The 26,152-nt window shown below is 38.2% G+C and carries 24 protein-coding genes and 1 pseudogene; 11 read left to right on the plus strand and 14 right to left on the minus strand.

Features of this window, described 5'->3' with window-relative positions; all coding sequences use genetic code 11:
- Positions 1-86: 86 nt before the first annotated feature.
- The 4 genes from HYG88_RS11630 to mutS all read right to left on the minus strand — a co-directional run bounded on the left by HYG88_RS11630 (position 87) and on the right by mutS (position 5,021).
- On the minus strand, positions 87-755 hold the full coding sequence (locus tag HYG88_RS11630) for an O-methyltransferase (protein ID WP_005157533.1): 669 nt from the start codon (positions 753-755) through the stop codon (positions 87-89).
- A 138-nt stretch (positions 756-893) separates the two neighbouring features.
- The gene (locus HYG88_RS11635) at positions 894-1,607 is read right to left on the minus strand and encodes a D-Ala-D-Ala carboxypeptidase family metallohydrolase (protein WP_087543920.1); all 714 of its coding nucleotides are present in this window, start codon (positions 1,605-1,607) and stop codon (positions 894-896) included.
- A gap of 136 nt (positions 1,608-1,743) precedes the next feature.
- A complete protein-coding gene (gene fdxA / locus HYG88_RS11640) occupies positions 1,744-2,073 on the minus strand; it encodes a ferredoxin FdxA (RefSeq protein WP_178883136.1) in 330 nt (109 codons plus the stop codon).
- Between the two features lie 275 nt (positions 2,074-2,348).
- Positions 2,349-5,021 (minus strand): DNA mismatch repair protein MutS, encoded by a 2,673-nt coding sequence (gene mutS, locus HYG88_RS11645; protein WP_178883137.1) that lies wholly within the window; start codon positions 5,019-5,021, stop codon positions 2,349-2,351.
- Positions 5,022-5,246: 225 nt separating this feature from the next.
- On the opposite strand from mutS, the gene HYG88_RS11650 reads away from it, so the two are divergent.
- From HYG88_RS11650 to HYG88_RS11695, 10 genes are all read left to right on the plus strand, one after another.
- Positions 5,247-6,596 carry a site-specific integrase gene (locus HYG88_RS11650; protein ID WP_178883138.1) on the plus strand — a complete coding sequence of 450 codons (1,350 nt, stop codon included), beginning with the start codon at positions 5,247-5,249 and terminating at the stop codon, positions 6,594-6,596.
- Positions 6,597-6,864: 268 nt separating this feature from the next.
- Entirely contained in the window at positions 6,865-9,429 is a 2,565-nt protein-coding gene (locus tag HYG88_RS11655; RefSeq protein ID WP_178883139.1) for a hypothetical protein, read from the plus strand.
- Between the two features lie 290 nt (positions 9,430-9,719).
- Positions 9,720-10,577, plus strand: coding sequence for an inovirus-type Gp2 protein (locus HYG88_RS11660; RefSeq protein ID WP_178883140.1), 858 nt, complete (start codon positions 9,720-9,722; stop codon positions 10,575-10,577).
- A 91-nt stretch (positions 10,578-10,668) separates the two neighbouring features.
- A complete protein-coding gene (locus tag HYG88_RS11665) occupies positions 10,669-11,421 on the plus strand; it encodes a hypothetical protein (RefSeq protein WP_178883141.1) in 753 nt (250 codons plus the stop codon).
- Positions 11,422-11,608: 187 nt separating this feature from the next.
- Entirely contained in the window at positions 11,609-11,839 is a 231-nt protein-coding gene (locus tag HYG88_RS11670; protein WP_178883142.1) for an AlpA family transcriptional regulator, read from the plus strand.
- 167 nt (positions 11,840-12,006) lie between these two features.
- Positions 12,007-12,273 carry a hypothetical protein gene (locus tag HYG88_RS11675; protein ID WP_178883143.1) on the plus strand — a complete coding sequence of 89 codons (267 nt, stop codon included), beginning with the start codon at positions 12,007-12,009 and terminating at the stop codon, positions 12,271-12,273.
- 18 nt (positions 12,274-12,291) lie between these two features.
- On the plus strand, positions 12,292-13,332 hold the full coding sequence (locus HYG88_RS11680; protein WP_178883144.1) for a DUF932 domain-containing protein: 1,041 nt from the start codon (positions 12,292-12,294) through the stop codon (positions 13,330-13,332).
- Between the two features lie 159 nt (positions 13,333-13,491).
- The gene (locus HYG88_RS11685) at positions 13,492-14,541 is read left to right on the plus strand and encodes a YqaJ viral recombinase family protein (protein ID WP_178883145.1); all 1,050 of its coding nucleotides are present in this window, start codon (positions 13,492-13,494) and stop codon (positions 14,539-14,541) included.
- Between the two features lie 286 nt (positions 14,542-14,827).
- On the plus strand, positions 14,828-15,739 hold the full coding sequence (locus HYG88_RS11690; protein ID WP_178883146.1) for a hydrolase or metal-binding protein: 912 nt from the start codon (positions 14,828-14,830) through the stop codon (positions 15,737-15,739).
- 85 nt (positions 15,740-15,824) lie between these two features.
- Positions 15,825-16,046 (plus strand): AlpA family transcriptional regulator, encoded by a 222-nt coding sequence (locus tag HYG88_RS11695; protein WP_178883147.1) that lies wholly within the window; start codon positions 15,825-15,827, stop codon positions 16,044-16,046.
- 64 nt (positions 16,047-16,110) lie between these two features.
- Here the strand turns inward: HYG88_RS11695 and HYG88_RS11700 are convergent, their stop codons facing one another.
- The 9 genes from HYG88_RS11700 to HYG88_RS11740 all read right to left on the minus strand — a co-directional run bounded on the left by HYG88_RS11700 (position 16,111) and on the right by HYG88_RS11740 (position 24,267).
- Positions 16,111-16,803 carry a hypothetical protein gene (locus HYG88_RS11700; RefSeq protein ID WP_178883148.1) on the minus strand — a complete coding sequence of 231 codons (693 nt, stop codon included), beginning with the start codon at positions 16,801-16,803 and terminating at the stop codon, positions 16,111-16,113.
- Positions 16,804-16,935: 132 nt separating this feature from the next.
- A complete protein-coding gene (locus HYG88_RS11705) occupies positions 16,936-17,598 on the minus strand; it encodes a HEPN domain-containing protein (RefSeq protein WP_178883149.1) in 663 nt (220 codons plus the stop codon).
- A 33-nt stretch (positions 17,599-17,631) separates the two neighbouring features.
- The gene (locus HYG88_RS11710; protein WP_178883150.1) at positions 17,632-19,071 is read right to left on the minus strand and encodes a VWA domain-containing protein; all 1,440 of its coding nucleotides are present in this window, start codon (positions 19,069-19,071) and stop codon (positions 17,632-17,634) included.
- A 17-nt stretch (positions 19,072-19,088) separates the two neighbouring features.
- Positions 19,089-19,667 carry a hypothetical protein gene (locus tag HYG88_RS11715; RefSeq protein WP_178883151.1) on the minus strand — a complete coding sequence of 193 codons (579 nt, stop codon included), beginning with the start codon at positions 19,665-19,667 and terminating at the stop codon, positions 19,089-19,091.
- Between the two features lie 10 nt (positions 19,668-19,677).
- Entirely contained in the window at positions 19,678-20,949 is a 1,272-nt protein-coding gene (locus HYG88_RS11720; protein ID WP_178883152.1) for an AAA family ATPase, read from the minus strand.
- Positions 20,950-21,058: 109 nt separating this feature from the next.
- A complete protein-coding gene (locus tag HYG88_RS11725) occupies positions 21,059-21,340 on the minus strand; it encodes a hypothetical protein (protein ID WP_178883153.1) in 282 nt (93 codons plus the stop codon).
- A gap of 63 nt (positions 21,341-21,403) precedes the next feature.
- The gene (locus tag HYG88_RS11730; RefSeq protein ID WP_178883154.1) at positions 21,404-23,500 is read right to left on the minus strand and encodes a dynamin family protein; all 2,097 of its coding nucleotides are present in this window, start codon (positions 23,498-23,500) and stop codon (positions 21,404-21,406) included.
- Between the two features lie 117 nt (positions 23,501-23,617).
- Positions 23,618-23,839, minus strand: a complete 222-nt coding sequence (locus HYG88_RS11735) for a toxin-antitoxin system HicB family antitoxin (protein ID WP_178883155.1) — start codon at positions 23,837-23,839, stop codon at positions 23,618-23,620.
- Entirely contained in the window at positions 23,836-24,267 is a 432-nt protein-coding gene (locus tag HYG88_RS11740; protein ID WP_178883156.1) for a putative toxin-antitoxin system toxin component, PIN family, read from the minus strand. The genes HYG88_RS11735 and HYG88_RS11740 overlap by 4 nt, the downstream gene beginning before the upstream one ends.
- A 152-nt stretch (positions 24,268-24,419) precedes the next feature.
- Between HYG88_RS11740 and HYG88_RS11745 the strand changes: the two genes are divergently transcribed.
- The gene (locus HYG88_RS11745; protein WP_178883157.1) at positions 24,420-26,051 is read left to right on the plus strand and encodes a dynamin family protein; all 1,632 of its coding nucleotides are present in this window, start codon (positions 24,420-24,422) and stop codon (positions 26,049-26,051) included.
- Here HYG88_RS11745 and HYG88_RS11750 read toward each other — a convergent pair.
- A pseudogene (locus HYG88_RS11750) lies at positions 26,042-26,152 on the minus strand (IS701 family transposase); the annotation flags it as partial. The gene HYG88_RS11745 and the pseudogene HYG88_RS11750 overlap by 10 nt on opposite strands.

Here is a 26,152-nt window from a genome sequence, read left to right on the forward strand (position 1 = left end):
TGTGGATAACTATATGGAAAAGCATTGTGGATAAATATAAGTTATTGATATTAAATAATTAAAAATTTTAGATTGTTTTTTGATCTCTATTTTACGATTGCAATTGCAAAACCATCATGCCCTTTAGATCCTACTGTTTGTAGAGCAGTGCAAGAGAGCAGTTGAGGATGATCTTTTAATGCTGAGAATGCTTCACGAATGCCTTCAATACTAGGCTTCTTATTATTCTCATCTAAGATCGCACCTGCACGAATGACGTTATCAAGTACAATAATCGTACCTGAGTGAGAAAGCTTTAAGCTTAATTCAAAGTATTCACGATAACTTTGTTTATCGGCATCAATGAAAATCAAATCAAAGGGTTCACTGCCTTCAGCAATGAGTTGCTTCATAATATCTGCACCACGACCTTTCTTGAGCTCGATATTGGTTGGCATCTTGGCAAAATCGATATTTTCCTGAGCAATAATGACGTGAGTATCTCGACCTTCTACCGTGAGTAGATAGCCATCTTCAGGTAATGCTTTTGCAAGCCAAATAGTACTGTAGGCACCAAAAGTTCCTAGTTCTAGTACCCGTTTGCATTGGTTCATCTGAATCAACATTTGCAAAAACATGCCTTGATTAGGCGCAACAGCCAAATGATTAGAAAACCCCTGAGTATCGGTATTGTCTAATGCATGTTGAAGTCTTGGGTCTGTGGGAATTAAATGTGAATTGATATAGTCATCAATGTCGGTCCACATCTGTTGCATAATCAAGTTTACCTATGAATCTGTTAGCTGCATTTTAAACATTTATGCTTAGAGTGCAATTTGATTACTGAATTAATCACTATCATTGAAATAAAAAAGAGACCGTTTAGATCTCTTATCGATTTAAATTATCGTTTATTAGAAGTTACACATTGAACTATTTCGGGTGAGGTCAGGCCCCCAAGTTCGATAACCTTGCGTATCGATATGAATTTGGCCAGAGCTGTACAAGCCTATTCCAAGATTTAAACTCTGCCCATGCTGGATCCAAAATTGGCATAGTTTAAATTTGGTCTGTTCAATATATGCATAGTCTTGCGGTTGTGGAACCTCAGGCCCGATACGGAAGTCGATTGCTGAATTGAACAAATGCTTAGAAGAACCCGCACCACCTGCACATTGATTTAAAGGTAGATCGCGGTAAACAGAAGTGACTTCGAAATCAGTTAAAATCTTAGCAGCGATTAAATATTTAAAGACCCGTAAGGTTGAAAGTGAATTATTCCATAGCTCACGATTTGGCACCATATATTCTGAGCGACCACATTTTTGCCAGTCCCGTGCAGTACGAAGTAATTCAAAACTTGGAATAATATGCGCCACATTGTTGCGTGTTAAAAACTGCTCGTATTCGCGGACGCGCGCGTAATTTTCACCTTGATTGAGCCATTGGCGATAAGAGTTTGGTTCAACTTTATTTGGAATTGGGCGAGTAAAAGTAACTTGTTCTTGAGGAATGTAAATTCTTTTATCTTGATTTTGATTCACTTTAGTGGCTGAACTGACACAACCGACCATCATCACAGGGATGATACAAAATGATAAGAGACCCTGTAATTTATTTCGCATCATAAAAAAGCAGTTCACAATCTATAAGTAATAGATGAATTATTTTAATGCAAAATAACGCACAAATAATGGTGCAATTGCAAAGAAATGTGTGATTCGAGTATAAAAAAAGACCAGTTAATGCTGGTCTTTTCTATGATTATCTTTCTAAATATTGCAATTTATTTGGCTTGCCATTCCATTCTTCACGATCAGCAGGTTGTTCACCAATTTGAGTGATGTTGTTGCCTGCCCATTTTTCTGATAATTCAGCATTTAATTCAATAAACACTTCCTGACCTTCAGGTAGCTCATCTTCAGAGAAAATCGCATTTGCTGGACATTCTGGTTCACACAATGCACAGTCAATACATTCATCTGGATTGATGACAAGGAAGTTTGGACCTTCATAGAAGCAATCTACAGGGCAAACTTCAACACAGTCTTGATATTTACATTTAATACAGTTTTCTGTGACAACAAAGGTCATGGCGGCAGCTACCTAAAAAATATGGTTTTCATTTTGCATAGCGTATTTTAGGCAAAAAATACCGATAGAAACAATTCCTTTTATTGATATTTATTATTCGTATCAATGAAATGGACTTATTTATATGACTTTTATTGATAATAAGTCTCAATAACCTAATGAATCGTCGAATTTCTTCTTACATTATATGATGCAAAATGAGCGCACAAATATAATTGCGATCTTATAACTAGAAAAATCAGCTCTGATCTAGGGCCAAAGCTGATGATTTAATCTTAATTTTCGAGTGCTTGGCTAGATTTGAATAAGGCTTTGAGCTGATAAAGCTGTTCAAGTGCTTGACGTGGTGTTAGATCATCCACATCAATTTTATCTAACAATTCAAGCGCAGGGGATTGAGCTTCCACTTCAACAATTTTCTCAACAACTTGAGTTTCAATTTCATGCTCAAGTGAACTGAATAAATCATTTTGAACTGTATTTTGCAAATGTTGATGCTGTTGCTTTTCCAGAATTTTCAAACGTTTCTGTGCTTCTTTAATGACGCTAGCTGGAATACCTGCCAGTTTTGCAACTTGTAAGCCGTGGCTTTGGCTTGCAGGACCGTGTTGTACTTTGTGCAATAAAATTAAATTACCATTCAGTTCTTGTGCTGTCACATGATAATTATCAATACCAACTTCACCACCCAGTTCGGTTAACTCAAAGTAGTGTGTTGCAAACAGACATAGACATTTCACACGCTTCGTCAAATCAAGTACACATGCCCAAGCTAAAGAGAGGCCATCATAAGTACTCGTACCACGACCAACTTCATCCATCAAAACCAAAGATTGACTTGTAGCATGATGTAAAATCTGTGAGGTTTCAGTCATTTCCACCATAAAAGTAGATTTACCTGTCGACAAATCATCCGCAGAACCGATACGGGTAAAGATACGATCAATTGAACCCAGTTTTGCCGATTTTGCAGGAACGAAACTACCACAGTAAGCAAGTAAACTGATTAATGCGGTCTGACGCATAAATGTCGATTTACCGCCCATATTTGGACCCGTAATAATCGCCATACGATGTTGTGGGTCTAGAGTCGTATCATTCGGTGTAAATGGTGCTTTATTTAAAGCTTCAACCACAGGATGACGACCAGCTTGAATTTTGATGCTGGTTTCAGCCGTAAATTCAGGTCTTGTCCAATTATTTAATCTGGCTTGATGTGCAAAATTTGCCAGTACATCAATATGCGCAATTGCTGCGCTCATCATTTGTAGTTGAGCAATATTTTGGCGAAGCTCATCTAATAAGGATTCAAACAAAAGCTTTTCACGGGCAAGCGCGCGTGATTCACTTGAAAGGACTTTATCTTCAAAGCTCTTGAGCTCTGGAGTGATATAACGCTCGGCATTTTTTAAGGTTTGACGGCGAATATAATCGGCAGGTGCCTGCTCGGCCTGAACGCGTGTCAACTCAATATAGTAACCACTGACACGATTATAACCAATTTTAAGTGTATTGATTCCAGTACGTTGGCGTTCTTTAATTTCTAAATCAATTAAAAATTGCCCTGCATGATCGCGAATTTTACGTAATTCATCCAGTTCATCATCATAACCCTCGGCAATGACATTGCCATCACGCAACAGCACAGGTGGATTCTCAACAATTGCCGCCATTAAATGTTGATGTAGATTTTTGAAATCACCTAATTGATTATCCAACTGATTTAATAATTGAGATTGTTGGTTTTTTAGCACAGGTGCTAAAGCATGCCGTAAAAATGGAATTTGTGCACATGCTTGACGCAGTTGAACTAAATCGCGTGGACGTGCACTGCCCAAAGCAACACGACTCAATACACGTTCGATATCACCAATTTCTTTGAGCACTAAACGTACAGGAGATTCATGGTAGCCTTTTAATAATTGCTCTGAGGCATCTAAGCGAGCATCTAATATGGCAGTATCACGAATCGGTTGCATAAGCGTTCGACTGAGTAAACGGCCACCCATTGCGGTTTGGCAGTCATTAATCAGTTGGAATAAAGATGTGCCATGTTCAAATAACGGATCAATAATTTCTAAATTACGCCGTGTAATTGGATCAAGTGCAATAAAGTCAGTGCTTTGCTCAATTTGAATAGAACGAATATGTGGTAAAGCCGTTTTTTGTGTTTCTTTGGCATAATGAATTAATGCTGCGGCTGCGGCTTTTGCCAAAGGGAGTGGATCTAGACCAAAGCCTGATAAAGTTGAAACTGAGAACTGGTCACATAAGGTCTTTTGTGCATTATTTAAATTAAAATCAACATTTGGACGTTTAGTAATTGGGCAGTCTAAATTCTTTTTAATTTGTTCAATAATATTTTGATCGATCAGATCTTCATCAATGAGAATCTCGCTAGGCATTAAACGAGCTAGCTCAATTGCCAATTGTTCTGGCTTATAGTTTTGTTGTTGAACTTTAAAAATACCCGCACTCAAATCAAGTAATGCAAACCCAATTTGATTTTGTTGAATACATAAAGCAACCAGATTTGAAGACTGATAACTGCTAAGTAATGCATCATCAGTCAAAGTACCTGGTGTTAGAATACGAACTACTTTACGTTCCATAGGTGCTTTACTGCGAGAACCTGCGTTCTCGCCTTCACCAACTTGCTCACAAATTGCAACTGTGCGACCAGATTTAACTAAGCGGGCAAGGTAGCCTTCGGCTGAATGATAAGGCACTCCAGCCATTGGAATCGGTTGCCCACTCGCTTTACCGCGATGAGTCAGTGTAATGCCGAGTAGTTTGGCTGCTAAATGCGCATCTTCAAAGAATAGCTCATAAAAGTCACCCATACGATAGAACAGCAATGCATGTTGATACTCTGTTTTGACTTTGAGATATTGCTGCATCATAGGTGTGTGGTTTGAAAGGTCTGCTATGCTATTATTATCATTCATTGCTATTAAGTCCTTTATTTTCAATGTATTTAATAGTGTTTAACATAAACAGAATATCCGAAGGTGTAGGAGAAAATCTAAGCAAATACAGCCTAAGCCAAAACATTAGTGTAGGTTTTAGTGTAGGTTGTTTTAGTTTAAACTAGCCATCATTCCTGATCAATAATTGGAAAATGGACAGCTTGAAAGGATAACAAATAATTCAATCTTCTTGTGAGGTTTAAAATGGTCGGCTCGATAGATCAACAAACGACAATAAAAAAAGCACTTTCAGCAAAAGCCATTGAGAAGATGAAAGTGGGTGATCCTGATAAATCTGATATTGGGGAATATGTGGGGCTGCGGGTGCATTGCGGCAAAACGGGAACGAAGACCTTTTTCTATCGTTATCGTAGTCCTGTGGATGATTCGATCAAACAATATAAGATCGGAAATTTCCCTCAAGTGACATTGGCGGAAGCAAGAATAGAGCTCATTCGTTTAAAAGCTGAAAGGAATCAGGGGATTTGTCCCAAACATAAAAAAGAGCAGGAAAAGCTCCAGCAACAGATTGAACAAGAGCTTGCAAAAAAAGATATGTCTCAACTCACTGTACAGCAAATGATAGAGATGTATTTGACTGAGGTGATTGAAGATCACTGGATTACTGACCCTCGAACAGGGGAAAGGAAGATGGTCTTGGGGGTAAGAAAGCCCAAAGGTCAATCTGAAACACGACGAACCTTGTATGGCGATGCAGTACGGGTTTTGGGTAATCGTATTGCTTTGGAAGTAACTCGAAAAGATGTGGTGGCTTTAACCAAAGAGATTATTGATCGTGGTTCTAATGTACAGGCTGGACGGGTATTGTCCGAATTGACGTTAGCGTATGAATACGCTATTGGGCTAGAGCGGTTTCCAGCCAATTTTGCCAATCCTGCCTTATTAGCCAAGATGAGTATCAAGCAGTCAAGGCTAAAAGTAACCTGTAAAAAGGGCACACGAGTTTTAAATGATCAGGAATTAAAACGTGTATTGGCTTGGCTGCCAACATCAGGATTTACAACCCATCAAAAACATATCCTTTATTTAACGCTATGGACAGGTTGCCGTACTGGAGAATTGTGTGATGCTGAATGGCGGGATTTTGATTTGGATCAAGGTATATGGCATCTAAAAGCTTCAAAAAATAGCACTGAGCGTTATGTTCAATTATCAACCCAATGCGTTAATTTATTATACACATTCTACAAACCTGATCAGAAATATTTATTCGCTTCGAGTCGAACAGGGCTTCCTATTCAGCAAAAGTCTTTAAGTGAAATGAAATGGCAATTAAAGAATCCAGAGAAAGTTCAAACGAAATATCGTCCTGAGCAACTTTGGTTAAAAAATATGGATGATTGGAATCCACATGATTTACGTCGAACAGTGAGAACGGGTTTATCCAGATTAGGATGTCCTACAGATATTGCAGAAGCAGTTTTGGGGCATTCCAAAAAAGGAATTGAGGGAACTTATAATCTGCATAATTATGAAGCCGAATGTGCGGAATGGTTGCAGAAGTGGGCGGATCATATGGAGAAGCTAATTTAAGTAATAAAAAATTGATGAGATAAATCCGTCTTAATTGGCGGATTTTTTATATCTTAAATTTGAATAAATTACACTAATTTGAAAGAATAAATTTGAAATTTATGGCTCTAAATTGAATTGATAAAACAGATTTTTTTACATATTTTTAGCAGTTTTAATTTGAATTTTTTGGAAGATTTTATAGTTCTAAACTTGTATTTTAATTTTATATCATTAATATAAAAACAATGATTTATATAATTTATTTTTGATAAAAAGTTGAAATGATATGAAAAAAGATAATTTTTACAAAATTCTTGAATTGTTATATGAAAATATTCAAATCATTGATGCTGAAAATGGACAATCTTTAGAAATTGTAAATGCTTTGCATGTTTATCAACTGGTAGGGGAAGTGATCCCTAAACTTTTAAAAGGCTATGATCTGGAGCAAGGCTGGGTTGTGAGTGATACCAATAAGGTACAAGTTAAACGCCTGATTACTGCGCTGAAGAAAGTAAAAACTTTTCCTAGACCACATGTGAAAGATATAAGCCGTAAGACATTTTCTGAACTAGGGCAATTTCTGGAGTTTGTGGAGTCTTTCCAATACAAAGGAACAGTTAAAACAGAATATGGTGATATTGTTTTAGTGGATAAATCCTCTGGGATTTGGACATTGAATCAGGAAAATCATGCTGAAATGTTTTTAAAGACATATCTTGACTATCGTTATAAAAAGCAAAGTGAACAATCACCCTCTGATCAAAATCAAGAGGTGGCAATTCAGTTGTGGAGTGCATATCAAGATGACGTAGTTGAAAGAATGGTTGTAGATATAAAAGCAGATATTTCTTCACAATTGGCAAAGGCAGGGATGCTATCTATTGTGGTAGCTAAAATTGTTATTAGAAAAAATGATCAAAATTCGCCACAATTTGACGAGATGATTGCTGATAAAGCTAATTTATTGAATGTTCTTAGTGGTGATCAAAATATCATCAGAATATTTTATAAACCTTTCCTGGAGACAAAGGAAATATTGGCATATTATACGGTTTTTTTTATCCAGTCAGTATTCTATCTGGATGAGACTTTCTTTATTGGAAAGATTACTAAGGTACTTAAGGAATACGTTACTCAAACTTTTAAACTTTCAGTGAAGATTCATGTTCAGAATCTAAATCCTGTTTTGAGTAAAAATCTTATACCTAAACCCCAAAAAAGAGATTTTTTATTGGTTGATGGCGTAGAAGAAAGTTGGGAATTTGTTGAGCAGACGGTGCTTGAGTTTTTATATCAATTGGAGAAGTTCGGGAGGCTTAGAGTAGATTCTCTGAATCAGGTAATGGAGCTTTATCTTTATGCTGTGATCAATAAGGTTCGTGCCATTAGATTAGATACAGGTACTTCCACCATTGAGCTTGAATTAACCTATTTCCATGCCAATCAGATTCAAGAGCATATTCCTCATCTTTTATTTTTTTCTACAGGGCAGCGTTCAAAGTATATTTGGGACATGATGCACTTGTCTGATCATGCAAGAGAATATATTGCAAGAATTGCTGTCATTTATCAGGAAAATTTTGCTATATGGAAAATGCAAAAATATCTTGAATTGGCGATGTATATTGAAATTTTCATGATGACATTGATGGAAAGTGCGCCTAATGCCTTTTATTCTTTTGCATCAAGTGTGCGTGAGACATTGAATCGAGGTGTGGAAAATCGTATTAGCCGACAACTTTTACAATTTGCTGTGATTTTCAGGAATCAGTATCAACTCAATCTATTACAGCAGAAGCTTGAAACTAGGATCATTTCACGTACATTGAAATACTTTTTTCATATCTATGCAGAACAATTACAAAGTCAGGGTAGCAGTACAGTTGTACTTGAAAGTATTTTAGCTGCTAATCTCAACGAAAGGGATGTTCAGAAAAGTTTGGATGAGCTTCTAGTCCAGTATAGGTTTAATCAGCCTTTATTTTTTAAACCTGAGGTCCGTCAGAAGCCAGCAAAAATTCTCGGTGAAAAAAAGCGGATCAGACTTTATGCCCAAATCGTTGAGCCATCTTCCATACAAAGTATAATTTCACCAATCCATCTTGCTAAAAATTCTGCTGCATCTAGGTTGTTAGCTACGAGGCATTTTGTCCAACAGCAGGAAAATCAACCTATCCAGACCTTAGTACAGAACGACAACGTTCCTTATAAACTGATACATATTCAGCGGCATATCACTCGGTTAGGAAGAGTTGAGAAAATATTAAAACAGGCAATGAAAACTGACGTGGTGATCATACATTGTTTATTTTATTGTGATGTCAATAAAGCAATGGATTATGCATATTTTTCTAAAATATTTTCTACCATGTTGCAGGACAATAAAAAAAGAAAACCGATCTCTGATATGACAGCGTATCTTGGTTATTGGGAGGGACGCAAGAGGACAAGCCAAAACCAGATTACCGATTATGCAGCGAATGTGGTACTGATGTTTAAATCACAGGCATTGCTGGAATATCCTGATTTATTTGCTCAACTGGAGCGTAACTGGCGTTCAGCTTGTCAGAAAATAGAAAGGGATTGTGATCCTGAGATCAGAATACAAGGCAGAGTGGATAAATTACAGATAGCTCAGACATTGCCAGAACTCCAATGTCATCAGTTGTTGGTGGAAACCACCCAAAAAATATTAGCCAGAAATATCGTGAATTATCTTGCCAGTTATATGGTTTATCAGGATTTGTTGGATGATGAGATTTATCAACAATTACCAAAATGGTTGATCAAGAAAACAAGTATAACCAACAAGCCGAAAGCAAAAAAATCGGCAATGAAAAAATTATAACTTTAGCTTCCATTTCCACCTATAAAATCATGCCAATTGGTGTGATTTTAGCTGTTTGCTATAGAAGTAGAGAAAATTGATTTTAAGTCCTTTGATGGTCATGTTCATGCAAGATTTTTGCTAGGATTATTATTTAATTATATTATTATTTATTAATCACTTAAATCTATATATCATCATCATATCCAAGATGATGATGGATTACCATTAGAGGAGTAATCAATCAATTGATCTAAATTATAAAAATACAGAACTAACACTCCTATGGAATTTACCATAGGAGTATCCAAATGAACGAAGCACAAACCCTACTTGATATTGAAAAATTCATGTCATCAGTCTGTAGACGAGATTATCATTGGAAAGACTTTGCACCTGATTATGATCAGTGGTTGGATGATGCAAGGGCTATCTATGATGAAGAGCTTGAATACAGTCCCTTGATTCAAGCCTATTTTGATTTAATACCTGAACGGATTGATTGGGAAGATCAAGATATATTTGAGGATGATCAAGCATTTCGATCCTTTCAACGTCGTCTCAAATACCAGCAGCAAGATTTTATAGAAGATTTGGCAAATCAAAGTGATGACTATCACAACCGTTTGGATGATTATTTTGCCAGCCTTGTTGACCGTCATCGTAAATTATTATTGGTCAGGGTCGATTTATCCTATCGCTTTGAGCGTAGTCCCTGTATCCAACAGTTTGGCAACAACATCAGGAAGTTACTTAGTCGTATCCAGAACAAGGATACCATCTTTAAAGATCAAGTTGGCTATGCCTATCGACTGGAACAGGGTGGCAAGAGCAAAGGCTATCATTGTCATTTACTGGTGATCTACAACGGTTCTGAGCGTTGCCGTGATGCTTATCTGGGACAATCTATCGGTGAGCTATGGCAGGATAAGATCACTCAGGGTAACGGTCTATTCTATAACTGCAATCAAAAAGAGCATAAACGCTATTACGAGGATGAAGGGACATGGGGTTTAGGTTTGGTGGAACGGCGTAATAAAACAGCAGTTACCAATGCCTATCACACCATTCATTACTTGACTCGCCATAAGCCTGACCAGTATTTAAGGGTGAAACTCAGTCGTAGAATGAATGTATTTCAAACTGGACAGACTAGATGGAAAGAATAAGACTTAATATTTTGATCATTGATTGATCATGCCTTTGGGCAGTTTATTACAGAGTCGTGTCTCTTATGGTTCTAACCCATAGGAGACATATATGAACCACATCAATTGTAATGAAACCCTCTTTCAGATTGAAGACCTAATGCTGGATGTTTGTTTAGACCGATACTATTGGCAAAGTGTGATGGCTGCACTTGAAGATTATCGGGAAGCTGCTACAGCGATTTATGATCCAGAACTTGAATATTCACCGATGTTACAGGGCTATTTTGACTTAATGTCGATTAGCTCCACATCAAGCTCAGGCAGGGCAATAAATCCACGTAGATCACCACTACAATCCAGAACTGCTTTTCAAAATTTCTGTAATGGTCTGATGGATGAGCATGATCATTTTATTCTGAAGCATAAGCGGCAACGCAAACGTAACTTTACTGCAATCAAAAATTACATTGAAGACCTACTGGATAGTGATTGTGAGTTTCAAGTGATACATGGAAACTTTAATAAACTGAACCATGAGGCTCAGGGTGTTTATCAGTTTCATCAAACCCTGACAGAATTTCGTAGTCGAATCTTGAAACGTGATACCTGTTGCGAAGATCTACTGGATTATTCATGGGTCATTGAACAAGACCGAGAAGAAGGTTTGATTTGTCGTTATATTTTCATCTATGTTGGATCATCTTACATAGAGCTTGATAATTACGCTATAGATCGTACGGATAAGAATTATGAGTCAATCGAAGAAGAAAACCTCTTAAACATTATCCACACGTTATCAAACCACGATGTTGAAGATCAGTATTTACGGGCAAGGGTTAAAGGGATGCGTTGCTTTGGATAAATGTTGATCTCAAAAAATTGAATCTACACACTATAAACATGAATGTTTATTTCATATATTCATTTTTTGGCTTGAGTCATGTGGGGATGTTGGGTCAATTCATCTCATGGGGTGCAGTAAAAAAATACGGTATGCCGATTTGTATTGAGGAAGACCCCTCTCAACTACAATTACTGGGAGTACCCACATGACCAATCTCGTTGAATACCAATATCGTATCCTGAACATCAAAGCAGTGATTGAAATTACTGCACTGAGTCGTTCAACCATCTATGAAATGATCAATCCGAAATCGAACTATTACGATGCCAATTTTCCCAAACCAATTCATTTAACCCAGAATCGGATTGGCTGGGTATCGCAGGAAATCTATGATTGGCTTGAATCAAAAATCGCCCAACGATCAGAGGCACACTGATCCACCCTGATACGGCTACATGGTTGAATCGCAACGAACTGGCATGATCCCAAAAAATCATAGATATACATCATTAACATGAAGATTGAATGTTTTCTTTTTCCCTTACATTCAAAACATAGGTTTGCCGATTGGCAAGCCTTTTTTCATTTAATGAGGTCTATCTTATGAATATTACATGTCCATATTGCTATTCAGCCAATGTTAGCCGTGCAACTACACAGCCATCAGGCAATAACAGTTTTTCTTCAATGGCAGGTGCAGGAATTGGTGCAAGCCTTGCCAAAAGCTTGCCTATACCGATGTCACCATTATTGGGTGGGCTAGCTGGTGCAGTGGTAGGTGGCTTGATTGATAGTCTGGTTCAGCCATCACAGCCACAGCAGCCTACCGCTTATTTCCATTGCAACAATTGCCAATGCAATTTCAACTAGGAATGGGAGGAAATCATCATGGCACATCAACTTGAACAAATGGCGTATGTCGGTGAAACCCCGTGGCATGGTCTGGGTAATCAACTCAGTCCACATCAACCGATTGAAGTCTGGGCACAGCAGGCAGGCATGGACTGGCGGATTGAATCATCCAATGTCAGTTACATGGCAAAGAATGATCGGGGACAAAGCATCATTATGCCTTATGAGGAACAACGTGTTTTATACCGTTCTGATACCCATGCACCTTTATCAGTAGTCAGCCAACGCTTTCAGGAAGTTCAGCCCAAAGAAATCCTTGAGTTCTATCGTGACTTGACTGAACAATCAGGCTTTGAACTGGAAACCGCAGGGGTACTCAAAGGTGGTAAAAAGTTCTGGGCTTTGGCACGTACAGGACAGACTACAGCATTGAAAGGTAAGGATGTCAGTAATGGCTATATTCTTCTCGCTACAGCCTGTGATGGTACGCTTGCCACAACGGCACAATTTACTTCAATTCGTGTGGTGTGTAATAACACTTTGGCAATCGCCTTACGCAATGGCAGTACCAGTGCAGGCGTGGTGAAAGTTCCGCACAGTACCCGATTTGATGCGGAAAAGGTCAAACAGCAACTGGGTATTTCCGTTCGTGCATGGGATGAGCATATGTATGAAATGAAACAACTGAGTCAGCGTAAAGTCACCCAACAGGAAGCAGCTGCTTACTTTGATGCGGTGTTTAATAATACCAGTCTCAGCATTGCTGAACAGGATGACAGCATTATCCAGTTCTACCGCAATGTGGCAAATGAAGCCCAAAACGCTGCAACCAATAAAACTGAACCGAATGGACGAGCCATGTCGAAAGTCATGGATATGTTTAATGGTCAGGGACGGGGTGCAGAACTCAGTTCAGCCCAAGGTACAGCCTATGGTTTGCTGTGTAGCATCACCGAGTTTGTCGATCACGAACGTCGAGCCATGAGTACCGATCACCGACTGGATTCAGCATGGTTTGGTACAGGTGCATCCATTAAACAGCGAGGACTGGAACAGGCACTCAGAATGGTGGTCTAACCTGAGTTTAATTTAGAACCAACCAGCCAAATTAGCCTAAGCAATATACCCATTGCTTACTCTCTATTTTCTTCTACCCAAAAACTCCCTTTTGCCACATCGCCCTGATGTGGCTTTTTTTATGCCGCAATTTTAATTTTTACAGACATGGAGTATCTCATGAACCATATCGTTGAACCACAAAGCAGTAAATCCATACCACATTTACCGTTAGCTAAATCTAATCCTAGTCGTGCCAAACGGCTTGCTAAAACCAAAGGCATGAGCCGTGAACAATGGCTACAAGTCAGAAAACAGGGCATTGGCAGTAGTGATGCAGCCGCAGCTTGTGGGCTTAATCCCCACATGTCGATGTTGGAACTATGGATGATTAAAACAGGTCGGATGCAGAACCAGCCTGATCAACCCACCCAAAACAGTTATTCACCCTTATATTGGGGCAATCAGCTTGAACCTCTGATTGCCAATTACTACCAGCACAAGACAGGTCATAAGGTGCGTAAGGTCAATGCAGTGTTACAGCATCCTGATCCTGACAAACACTTTATGCTGGCGAATCTGGACTATGCCGTTGTAGGCTGTGATGAAGTACAGATATTGGAGTGTAAATCAGTGGGGGAATGGGGAACCAAACTCTGGCGTGATGGTGTGCCTTTATACGTGATTATTCAGGTACAGCACCAACTGGCAGTCACAGGCAAACAGGCAGCGCATATCTGTGCCCTGATCTGTGGACATGAAGCCAAGATTTTTAAGGTTGAACGCAATGAAATTGTGATAGACCAAATCATGACTTCTGAACGGATATTCTGGAGCTGTGTGGAAAATGACATACCACCGAGTGTTGATGCCAGTGCATCAGCCGCCAAAGCCCTGCAACTGCTTTACCCTCAACATATCCCTTTACAGTCCGTTGATTTCTCCACATTGGAGGGTGTTGATCAACTGTTTACAGACCTGCTGCATGAGGAAAAACAACTCACCGACCATCAAACCAAGTATGACTATCTCAAGCATCGGATTCAGGCACTCATGAAAGATGCAGAGAAAGCCATCTTTTCCAATGGTACTGTGACATGGAAAAAATCAAAGGACAGTGTGGTGCTGGATCAAAAGGCATTATTACAGGCACAGCCTGAACTACTGCAACAGTATCCACAATCCCGACAAGGGAGCAGACGCTTTAATATTTATTCTGCAACAACCTAAATCATCTGACTAAACAAGTTTTAGACCTATTTCCATCACACACCACATCAAACGATTTTATTTCCCCAAATTTAAAATTTGTGCAAAGCCGCCCCTCTTGTCCTTTCCCTAATACTAAGGAAAGGACGGTGGAGCAGCTTTGCATTTTTTATGTTCGCACAATGTTTTCTCCCATGACCTGTGATTGGAAGTCGTTTTTTCAGGAGGGTTAGCAATATGGTGTAGGAGACAGTGCCTTCAATGGATTTGGGGAATCCGTAAATAAATGCAATAAAGGATAATCACTATGATTAAAGGTTTAGCAATTACCCCACCTGTATTGGGACGTATCAGTATTGGCAAGATCGTTGAAAAGAATGGCAAGCGGCTACCTGAAAAGGATGACCAGTTTACTATTACTAGCCAGATTCAAAATAAAGATGGTTGGGTTAAACATCCACTGGATGAGCAGCTTCGGGAAAAGGCACAAAATGGAAAACTCCGTACCATTCCTGTACGGATGATCTTTAATGAGCCTGAACTCAATCTTCGGGCAGAGTACAGTTTATTTGATCGACAGACTAGACGTTTAATTTGCTCAGGCAATGGGGAAACCTGTCAGCGACTCGGACAGAATGGCATTGAGCAACATCCTTGTCCGTCGCCTGATTTATGCCCACTGGCACAGGGTGGGCTGTGCAAACCGTATGGCAGACTCTACGTGAATTTAGATGAATCGGATGAGTTTGGCACATTTATTTTTAGAACCACAGGCTTTAACAGTATTCGGACACTGGCAGCACGGCTGAGTTATTACCATGCGGCATCAGGTAATTTACTTTCATGCTTGCCTTTGCAACTGACTTTACGAGGTAAAAGCACTACCCAAAGTTATCGTACTCCGATCTATTACGTGGACTTAACTTTACGTGACGGTGTGAATTTACAGGATGCGATTGTTTCAGCCAAGCAGATTGATGAAGTGAGTAAGGCAGCAGGGTTTTATCAGGAAGCTCTGGATCATGTGGCACGGCAAGGCTATGGCAATGCCAGCTTTGAGGTGGGTGGTGATGAGGGACTGGATATTGTTGAGGAGTTTTATAATGACCAGCAAAATGCGGTTGAGGTAAAGCCTGACGCAGCGTCCGTTCATCATGGAATGGATGATGTCACAGGCATAAAACAGGGGCTTCAGCAAAGTGTAAGGGCTGTAAATTAGGTCAGGGCGATTGGCAGAAAAATACAGAACTCGGGTTTGTATTGAGAGAAACACCTCTCAATCACAAACTGGGAGTAATAACATCATGTCAACTATTGAATATCAATATCAGGTTCTTAATATCACTGCTGTGATTGGAATTACAGCTTTAAGTCGTTCAACCATCTATGCTCTCATTAATCCCAAATCTGATTACTACGACCCAAGTTTTCCGAAACCTCTCCATTTGACAAAAAATCGGATTGGTTGGTTGTCACAGGAAATCAACGATTGGCTGGAGTTAAAAATCGCTCAGCGAGAAGGGTAAGGGGAAAATGATCCCCTTATTTTTTTGTCTTAAATAGATTGGGTTGAGGAAGTTAATAGAGTATTTAAGCTGACAAATAACTTAGATAAATCAAATCTGATTGCTCTGGCTTGGATGTGGCATTACAGCTATAAAAAATTTCCCCATCAAACTTTTCCCCTAAGTGCTCAATAATGATCTCAGTTAAATCCTGAATCTTATCAAGTGAGAATGAAGATTGGTGCAGATTGAAATTGAGTATCACCGTACCGTCTCTCCCAATCGGGCTAAATAACGGTTTCACATTTTCATTCATTAACTGTTGTTCTTGTAACGAATGAATATTGATATAGCGTTGTCCTTTTTCAAAAGCATCCGACTGGTAAAGATCTGCTGGTTCGAGAAACAACTCTGGTGAGAAATAGGTTTTGATTAACGCATGAAAAACCTTTTCCAATGCCTGCTGATGGTTTTCATTGGATGCTTGCTGATAAATAATGGTATTAGATAAATGCTCAGGTAAAGGTGTTAAATTATTTTTGGCTGTAATCACGATGCTATGTTCACAGCCAATCGGAATTGCGGTTAATTCTGCCAAATCATCTACAACGATAACGGCAACTTTATTTACATCGGAAAATTGCAGTTCAGATAATGATTTCTGAATAATAGAAAAAGGGCGTAATTTCTCTGTTGTTGGATCAAAGAATCCGAGATGAAGATCAATATTGGAATAAATGTGAATCATCTGGAGTGATGAGTTATTTTGTGTTTGCATGAAATTAGCTCAATGAAAATGTTATTAGAGAACATGATTGAGCTTATCAAATTTTGGGGGCAGAAAAACCCAGCCAAGTTTTGACTAGGTCATAGTTTGTCGCAGTGTTTAATCAATTAAATCAATATTTTTTTAGGATTTAACCACAGGGTAAAAGGGTTTACCCCAAGTTTTGTCATTGGGATGATTCAGCATGACCTGTAGCATTTCAGGGATAATTGTAAACAGAATGGTGCAGGCATCTTTAAGCTGACTACGATTGACAGTACTGTTGAATGTCGCACCACCGTGAATAATCTGGTTACGCAAAGTATAGAGATGATTAAAAACAGCGACCAAAATTTCAGGCGTATCTTTTTGGCTGAGTGCATTTAGGGCTTTTTGTTTATTACGTTCAAAACTTTCTAGCCATTCAGTTTCTGTAATTAATTCATTGTGATAATCCCAAAATTGCTGAAACGTAAATTTATTGTTCAGAATAATACGGATACTGCCTGAAAAGGTATTCCACACCGAATCATAAATATGGTGCTGTTGATCTAAATGGCAAATCCGATAAATAAATTGTACGAATAGTCCTTTATCTACACTACGAATACCTGCGCCTAAATCCTTGGCATAAGCTGCATTAAAGGCAATCCATAAAAAGATAAATTGAGAATCAAAATCCTGCGCCTGTTGTGCTTGTTCAGCCTGTTGTAACCAACTGAGGGAACGATGAATGCGTAAACGGAAATCTTCATTAAACTGTTCTTTGCTCTGTTTAAATTGTTGTTGGATTTCCTGTAATAGCATGATTTTTATTCCCATTCTAAAGTCTGTTTTAGTCTAACGTAGTTTACTCCAACTGGCAAAACGATGGATGGAATTACAGAGCTGCTCTAAGCCACCACCAGCATATCCAACCTGAATACCATGATAACGTGTCCCATCTTTTTTGGATTTTTCGACTATCGTTCGGATATGAGAAGAAGCTGACCATTGTCCATCACTGACAATCATGACATCTGCTTTTTTCCATTGTTCTTGATCAAGTCTTTGAATGGCATGTTCTACAGTTTCAATGTCAGTTCCACCGCTAAATGAACAACCTAAAAACTCCAATAAGCCTTGAATGCCTGATTGGTTAAGTTTGAGTTCATATTCAATCTTGTCACCACGTCCACTAAATGCAAATAAGTAGCAAGGTCGTTTTTCAGCATGGGCAGTTTTGGCTGCCTGTAGGGTGAGGGCTTTTGCGACCAGTTCAGGTTCGCCACTCATTGAGCCAGAAGTATCCAACACCACTAAAATAGGTCCTCGATCAAAACGTGGGCGAGGTTTTTGGACTTCAACTTGTTCATTGATTTCTGTCCAAGTTTTACTAATCTCTGTGCCTTGCACCCGATAACTAAGCAGGGCTTGTTCATAGCGACGTGCATGCCATAGCATCTTTAATTGTGGATGTCCAAGGAATAAAGCCTCCTGTGGTAGCATGCGGGCAATATTGCCACTGCGTTCAATTCCAGACATTTCTTCAGGAATATAATGAACAACTTTTTCCTGTATTTCTTCAACAACACGAGAAATACTTTCAAAAAAACTTTCGAGTACTTCATCATTAGCAATACTTTCTTGCAAACGACCTAATGAATCCACAATCTTTTTAAATTCACTGATACGTTTGAGCAATTCCTGTAAGCGTTCGATATGTCGCCAGTTTTGATGTTTTAAAATGCCTTTGGTGAGATTAACATCTCGACCCAGCATATTGCCTAGATCGCCAAACACATCGTCCAGTTTTTTCCAAGCCTTAACTTTGTCATTCCATGCTTCATTGATTACAAGCTCACCTGAAAAATTAAAATGATCTGTAAAATCAGTATCATCAATTGGTTGATTTATACGTTTCAGGTTTTTAAATTTTTCTCGTTGTTGCGCTTGCCATTCTGCAAGTTGTTGCTGATATTCATATTGAACTAGATGCCATGTTTGCATGACATCCTGTAAAAGCTGTACTGTTAATTCATGCTGATCTTTCATAAAACGAGCAACATCTGCTTGCTTGAGCTGTTTTTCAACGTTCTCTGAAATATAAGCGGGTAGCCAATCAGGTTTTGGCGGCAGTTCTCCAGCCATGAGGTATTTATACCATTGCTGCATGGTACGGCTACGCTGTTCCAGTGTACCTACGGTAGAGCAAATCACATGCTCCAATAATTCCTGTGGGCAGTCATCCAAAAACGCATATTGGTCTTCGAGATAATCGGCAGCAATGGTTTTAGCCATCATCACAATCCTTAAACTTATAAATGATCTTGATATGTCAATTTCAAAACTTGCAAGCGATTTTCCAAATCTTGAATCTGTGTAAGACTTGCTTGTAAAGTTTCAGTTGCAGGCTCAATAAAATCGGTATCAATCCATAAATGTCCACCATTCTGACTTTGTAAATCTTTTAAGTTTTTGGTGAGTTGCAGTTTCATTAATGCAATATGCTTGAGATGATTTTCAACTTCTTCGGATTTTTGTTTATACCAGTGGGGTGTAGTTACAGATTTTTTAGGTTTTTCTTTCTTCCCATTTTTTTCATCAAGATACTGCATGGCAATATTAATATGGAAAGGCTCTGGATATTCTAAGTTCTTTTTATCATAAGCATGAGCCACAGCAGTAAATAAACTTATGTATTGAATATTAGGATATTTAGCTTTAGCTTTATTTATGAAATCATTAATATAAGATAAAGTTTCTTGATTAATTATTGTGGTAGAATAGCGATAAGATAAATCTTTTGCGAAACGTTGTACTTCATCACTAAAATTTTGTGATGCAAAATCAGACTGAATTTTAATACTAGTGCCTGCTGATGACCAAAAACTCATTATATTTCTCCTATAAATAACTAAAATGTATTATGGTAGCATTCGCATTTAGTTTTGCACCAAGAGCCTTTGCTGGTCTAACAGCTAATCTTCCATTGCGTGGTGCAATAATATCAATTTCTAATTCTTCATAAGACAATTTACATATGATTTCTCCTTTTTTAAAAGAAGAATTTTCTGTGCCAAACCATTTTTTGATTGTTGCAAAATTAGGGTTTTGTAGATTTGGTAAGTGAACTTTGATTACTCCCTTACAATTATCTTGATTAACTTGGGATAATGAATGTTGGGATTTCTGTTGTGAATTTATTTTTTGACTCTTAGAATTAGATAATTTCCCAACTTCTTTCTCTAAAACCTCAACCACCCTGACCAAGTTATCCACATTAATTACAGCCTTGCCACAATACTGCTCATACATTTCAGCAACAAGTTCAACCTGTTCAGGTTTTTCCCAAATACAATGTTGCACCAGCCAGCAATCCCAAATTGAAACCGTACTTTGACCATTGGTAAAGGCAGAAACTTTTAGCATATGAACAATCTTACGCCAACGACGATCAGAGACCTGAATCTGATTTTCATGGCACCATTTTCTTAACTCAACCAGAAAATTCACCACTTCGGCAGATAGCTCAATGTGATTGGCATTGTTTTGAATAAATTGTACTTCTTCAAGACTAAGCTGTTCGATATTTAAATCCTGATCATTATTTTTTAAAGTCAGGAGTTGTTTAAAACCTTGCCGACTGACAGGGGCAACATATTGACGAAACAAGAAGCGGTCAAATAAAGCACTCAATTCTTCACTTTCAGGAAGTTCATTACTTGCACCTACCACAGAAAGTAGAGGCGCTTTTTCCCGAATAATCCCATTATCAAATTCACGTTCATTTAATAAGGTGAGCAGGGCATTTAAAATGGCACTATTGGCTTTAAAAATTTCATCTAAAAAGGCAATTGATGCTTGTGGTAAATAGCCTTGTGTTAAACGGGTGTATTGATCTTGCTCTAAGGCTTTAATGGAAAGAGGACCAAACAATTCTTCAGGTACAGAAAAGCGAGTCAGTAAACGCTCAAAATAGGGTGTTTGCTTAAACATGAGATGGATGCGACGAGCCACCATACTTTTGCCTGTGCCAGGCGGGCCAATCAATAAAATGTGTTCGCCTGATAATGTTGCAAGAAAGGCAAGTTTAATGGTTTGCTCACGCTCAATTAAGCCTTGCATCAACTGTTGTTGAATACGCTGAATTTTTTCAAATAATTGCTTTTGGTTCATGGTGTTATACGCAATATAAATTATACATAGACTGTAAGTTTAGGTTTGGTAAAAAGATAGTGATTAAAACTATGACCAAGTCATAGTTTGACGTGATGAAATCATCAACTTATGAACCAAAGAATATACCGAGTCCTACTAAAACAATGAGCCCCAATGCCAAACGATTGAGCAGGGTAATAAAATTCCAGCCCTTTTTAATGGTCGCCCGATGTTGATAAACACGTTGAAGATTATAAAACACAAACAGTACATCAATAATCAAGGCAACTGGTAAACCAATCATCGTCACAATACCCAGCCCATTAATCAAAATAAGCAGGATGACTTTTTTAATGTTACTTTGGTTAAAAACCAGATGTTTAAAGAACAGACGTTTAATCATTTCCATATCGAATTCCCCCAAATCTGTATAAAAGAAAAGGTGTACAAGAAACTGTACACCTATATGGCTTTAAGCTAGGATTTTTTTAAGCTGTTGATATTCTTCTAAGGTTTTTTGTTTTTCAGCAAAGTCCTGACGAACCTGTTGTAACTCTTGTTCAAGTCCTGCAATTAGGGTTTGCAGTAAAGAATCACGAGTTTGTTCTAGGCTGTGCTGTAAATCCTGAGAAGATGTTTTAAAGCGTTGCGATAACATTTCAAAAATTTTCTGCAATGATTGATTAAGCTGTTGCTTAAGTTGCTGAATATCACTACTTGAACGAACCTGACCGCTAAAATTACGGCTAATCAGCTCACTTGGATTGCCGATATCTAAATCCAGTTCAGGTAAATCTAGCTGATTAATGACACGATCCAGCGTATTTTTAAACTGTGCAGGGTCAAAATCCTGACTGGATGTATTCAGTTCATCTACCAATGCTTTACGTAATTCCAGTTTTAATTGGTTTGGGCGAACTAAGTCGTTAAAGTGATATTGAATATCAACTGTGCAATCACGGGCATATTGACTTACTTGCTCTACTGCATCGGAAGCATTCAGATATTCATAGGTTGTGGTGTAGCTACGATAACGTGTTTCAGTGCTTCCCCAACTAAATGGGTTATACCATTTTGAGGTACTGACTTCATACGAGTGTTCTTCTGTCTCTGTCCCTGTATGTGTGGTGATTTGATTATATTGTTGAATCCCTTTTTGCAAGTCACGGGTAATATCTTGAGTCGTGCTTTGCAGTTTATTAATTTGTTGATTAATCAGATTTTCCAGCTTCCCTGAAATGCGCTGAATCTGTTGTTCACATTTCTTTTGCTGCTGTTCCAGTTGCTGAATATCTTGCGTGTTCAAGGTATGGATACGTTGATCAATCATTGCAGTCAACGCTTGTACTTTATCTGTTAAATTTTCCTGAGCTTTGGGCAAAAGTTCTTGTTTCTTCTGTTCTAAAAGTTGGACTTTATTCTGGCGAGCCTGTTCATATTCTTGGCTAAGCGTTTTAAAGTTACCAATTCTTTCCCAGTCTGCTTGAGTAAATTGGTAATCACCCCATTCTTCCCCTAAACTTTGTAATTCCTTATAAGTATGCTGCATGGCCTTATCCCATTGAGATTGTTCCCAATGTGAAAAACCATAGGCAAAGGTACTGGACAGAATAGGTTTGGTCAGTGAGCGTAATAATTCGGCAACTTGTGGGCGACCTGCCTGTTCACGTTGTTCAGCAAGTTTTCCAAGTTCAGTTTCCGCACGACGATTGACACGTTTTTGAACATTGGTTTCACATTCTGCTAACGAATCACGGTTAAAACCATCATCAATAATCACAGAGTCATATTGTGCAGCCACTAAAACCATTTTCTGTACGCCACCTTGAGGAAGTTGGCTTGAGAGTAATTCAATATCAGATTGGTCTAAAAACTGACTAGCACGGGAAAGGAAAAACACAACATCACAGCGTTTCATTTCTTCCTTGGTCATTTCAGTACGGCTGAGTACAGGATCGTTCATTCCTGGCGTATCAATAATGTCAAAGCCTTTCAGTTCTTGATTGGGTAAATAAAGGCGTGTCATCTTGACCAAAGGCGTATATTGACCACTGTTGCCTGCATAGCTGTCTAGAACCTGCATCAGCTCATCTAAAGAATTGGCTTCAATCAGTTGTTTTTGTTGCTGCAATACCTGAGTAACATCCAGACCACTTTGCTTCACCATCGAGGTCAGTTCTTTTGCCACTTTAATTTGGTCATAATCGCCTTGTTGTTGTGCAAGTTGCTCAAGGTCTTGCCATTCCTCTGCTGTGTAGTATTCAACTTCCAGTACAGGTTTTTCACCGTAGGAAATGCGTGTTAGGTTTGCTGTTTTAGGTGTGGCTGCTGTAGGCAGAACGGGTTTGCCATTAAAAAGGAGAGCATTTAAAAAGCTACTTTTACCTGCCTTGACCTGCCCCATAATCGCAATATTGAGTGTTTGCTCTTCCTGATTAAAACGCTCGACCTGTTCTAATAACGGTTTTTTTAGGCTTAGAATATCCTGAATTTCATTAAAACGTCCCTGCCAAGGTTGTAATTGCTTAGAAAGTTGGTTCAATTTTTCTAGGTGTTGCTGAATGGTCATAAGACACTCTTTTTTTATGATGAAATAAATTATGTTTGAGTGTAGCTGAATTTTTATAAAAAAATACCTAGTCATGGTGGGACTAGGTCATAGTATGACGTGGTGTTTTTGGGGATATTATGATTGATCTTTTTGGTCAAGCAGATCCAATAGCTCTAAACCATCCTGAGCTGTCGCTTTTTGTGAACGTGTGATAAAGCGTGTTTTTGCATCGTATTCAACCAGCGCAATTGTTGCCAATTCATCTATCAATTTATTGATACTGATATGTCGGGAAGCTGCCAATGCTTTTAAACGTTGGTGTTTATCATCAGGGAGTCGGATTGTTAAACTACTCATGGTTTCGTCCTCCATATTTGTATAAATTGTTGAGGTGTGTAAATTTTGAGTTGCGGAAATGAAAGTTCACCGTGCTGTAAATCCTTTATATTTTTACTGATGATCGCTTGGGCATTTCCAGCAATAGCAAGTTCGATTAAAAAGTTATCGCCCTCATCTTTTAAATTAGGTCGCCAAGCATAATAAATATCGACCCAGACACAGACGGAGAACAACGCATTTAAAAATTGTTCAGCTTGATCAGCGTTAAAGTGACAATTTCGCATGACATCTGCTCGTTGGGTCACAGCTTCATACTCCAAAAATAATGAAGTTGAAATCAATGGTGTAATTTCGCCTGTAAATGCTAACCGTAATAACTGGCGATTAAGTTGATCGCCTGCCTGTATAGCACTTACGATGATGTTGGTGTCTAATACAATTTTCATGGTTAATTGATAGCATATATGCTACCAAAGATAAAGTGAAAAAATATTTTTACACTCTAAGTCATAGTTTGACGTAGTAATTTTTATAGATTGTTTTATATTGGATTTCAATTGTATATGATCAACACATAATAAAATTTCAGGATAAGGGAATGTCATACCAAGAAGACTTTGATATCGCACAGCGTTATGATTTATTGTGCCGCGCCAGTCAGTCACATGTTGAACAGGATGGGCAAGGTTTACAACTGGCAGCTGATCTGGATGTATTGGACAAAATCATTAATCATGATTTGCCTGAATTGGCTCGTTCAGGTAGCCCTGATCATTTTGCGGATATTTTAAAAAGTCTCAATCTGGAATTAGAACATTTTAGGGAGTTTTGTGAATTTCCAGACTTGGCTCAAAAAGTTGTTGTGGGTGTTGGTGGGGCATTTAGTGCGGGAAAATCCAGTTTAATTAATACGCTTTTAGGGAAAAAGCGTTTAGTGGTAGAGATTGATCCAACAACTTCTTTACCGACTTATTTGTTGCATGGTAAACAGGAACAGATTACGGCACTTAATTTATTTCGCCGTCGTGTAATTTTATCTCAGGATGAATTTGCCAGTTTGACCCACGAAGAAAAAATAAAATATGGTAGTCAGATTGCAGGGCTATTGCGTTCAGCTTTTGTCAGTGATCCAGATTTTGCTTGGAAAAATATCGCCTTGCTTGATACCCCAGGGTATAGCAAACCTGATAGTGAACAGTGGAGTGAGCGAACAGATGAATCTGTGGCACGTTCACAACTTAATTTGTCTAATTTCATAATTTGGGTGGTTTCTGCGACACAAGGGACGATTTCCGAAGATGATTTAAAGTTTTTGACAACTTTAAATGCGGATATTCCAAAGCTGATTGTGGTCAGTCGTGCCGATGCGAAAACACCTGAAGATATTGCTAAAATTGTGGCTTTGGTAAAGCAAACGGTAGCAGAACGAGGAGTTAATGTACTGGATGTGATTCCAGTATCTGCACGGAAGAAAAATGATTATCCAGTTCAGCCTGTAGTGAGTTTTTTGGAGAAGTGGAATGAACAGACAAAAGGTTTAAGTTTTGCTCAGAATTTTAAAAAGAAATTTGTTGCATATAGTCAGTTTGTTCAGGGTAAACAGCAACAAGCGAAAACGAAATTAGAACAAATTAATAAATTATTATTTTTATCCGATCATCCCGAACAGATTTCAATTATTGAAAAATTGCAACATATTGAAAAAGACAGTCATAAAGAATGGGATGATTTAGCGAAAAATCTTGAAGAATTACAACATCAGTTTTTTAATAAAATGAATCAGCTTGCAGATTTAATGGGTGGTTATCAGGAACAACTGCTTGATGTTGAAACATTATTAAAAGATCCACATTGTTCAGCAGAAATATTACAGAGTTATGCTGAACGGTTGAATGATGAAAAATTGCTAAATATTATTTATCAGCATGAAAATTGTCCAATAAAAATATTAGAAAATTTGATTAATAAGCCGATTGGTAGTCTAACTGTTGAGCAAATTGAAGTACTCCTGAGTGTTGAACTGATATATCAAGATAGTCGACGTATTTATGAGCATTTAGAGGTAATACCTATAGATAATTTATCTGTCACTACACGTCTAAAAATTTCTCTAAGTAATCATATTAAAACAAAAACTCAGATTAAATTATCGCAAGATTTAGATGTTAATGTTAGGAAAAATCTAGCAAAAAATTCTAATATTGTAGGACTTACGCACTATTATTTATAGATTCTCTGTGGTAGGAGATGATTTTTATCGAGAATAAAGTCATCAATGAAGTCTTTGATGATTGGTCTAAATAATTTCTTCTGCCAACGATATACATTTTC

Source organism: Acinetobacter sp. SwsAc4 (genome assembly GCF_013391535.1).
Classification (GTDB): domain Bacteria; phylum Pseudomonadota; class Gammaproteobacteria; order Pseudomonadales; family Moraxellaceae; genus Acinetobacter.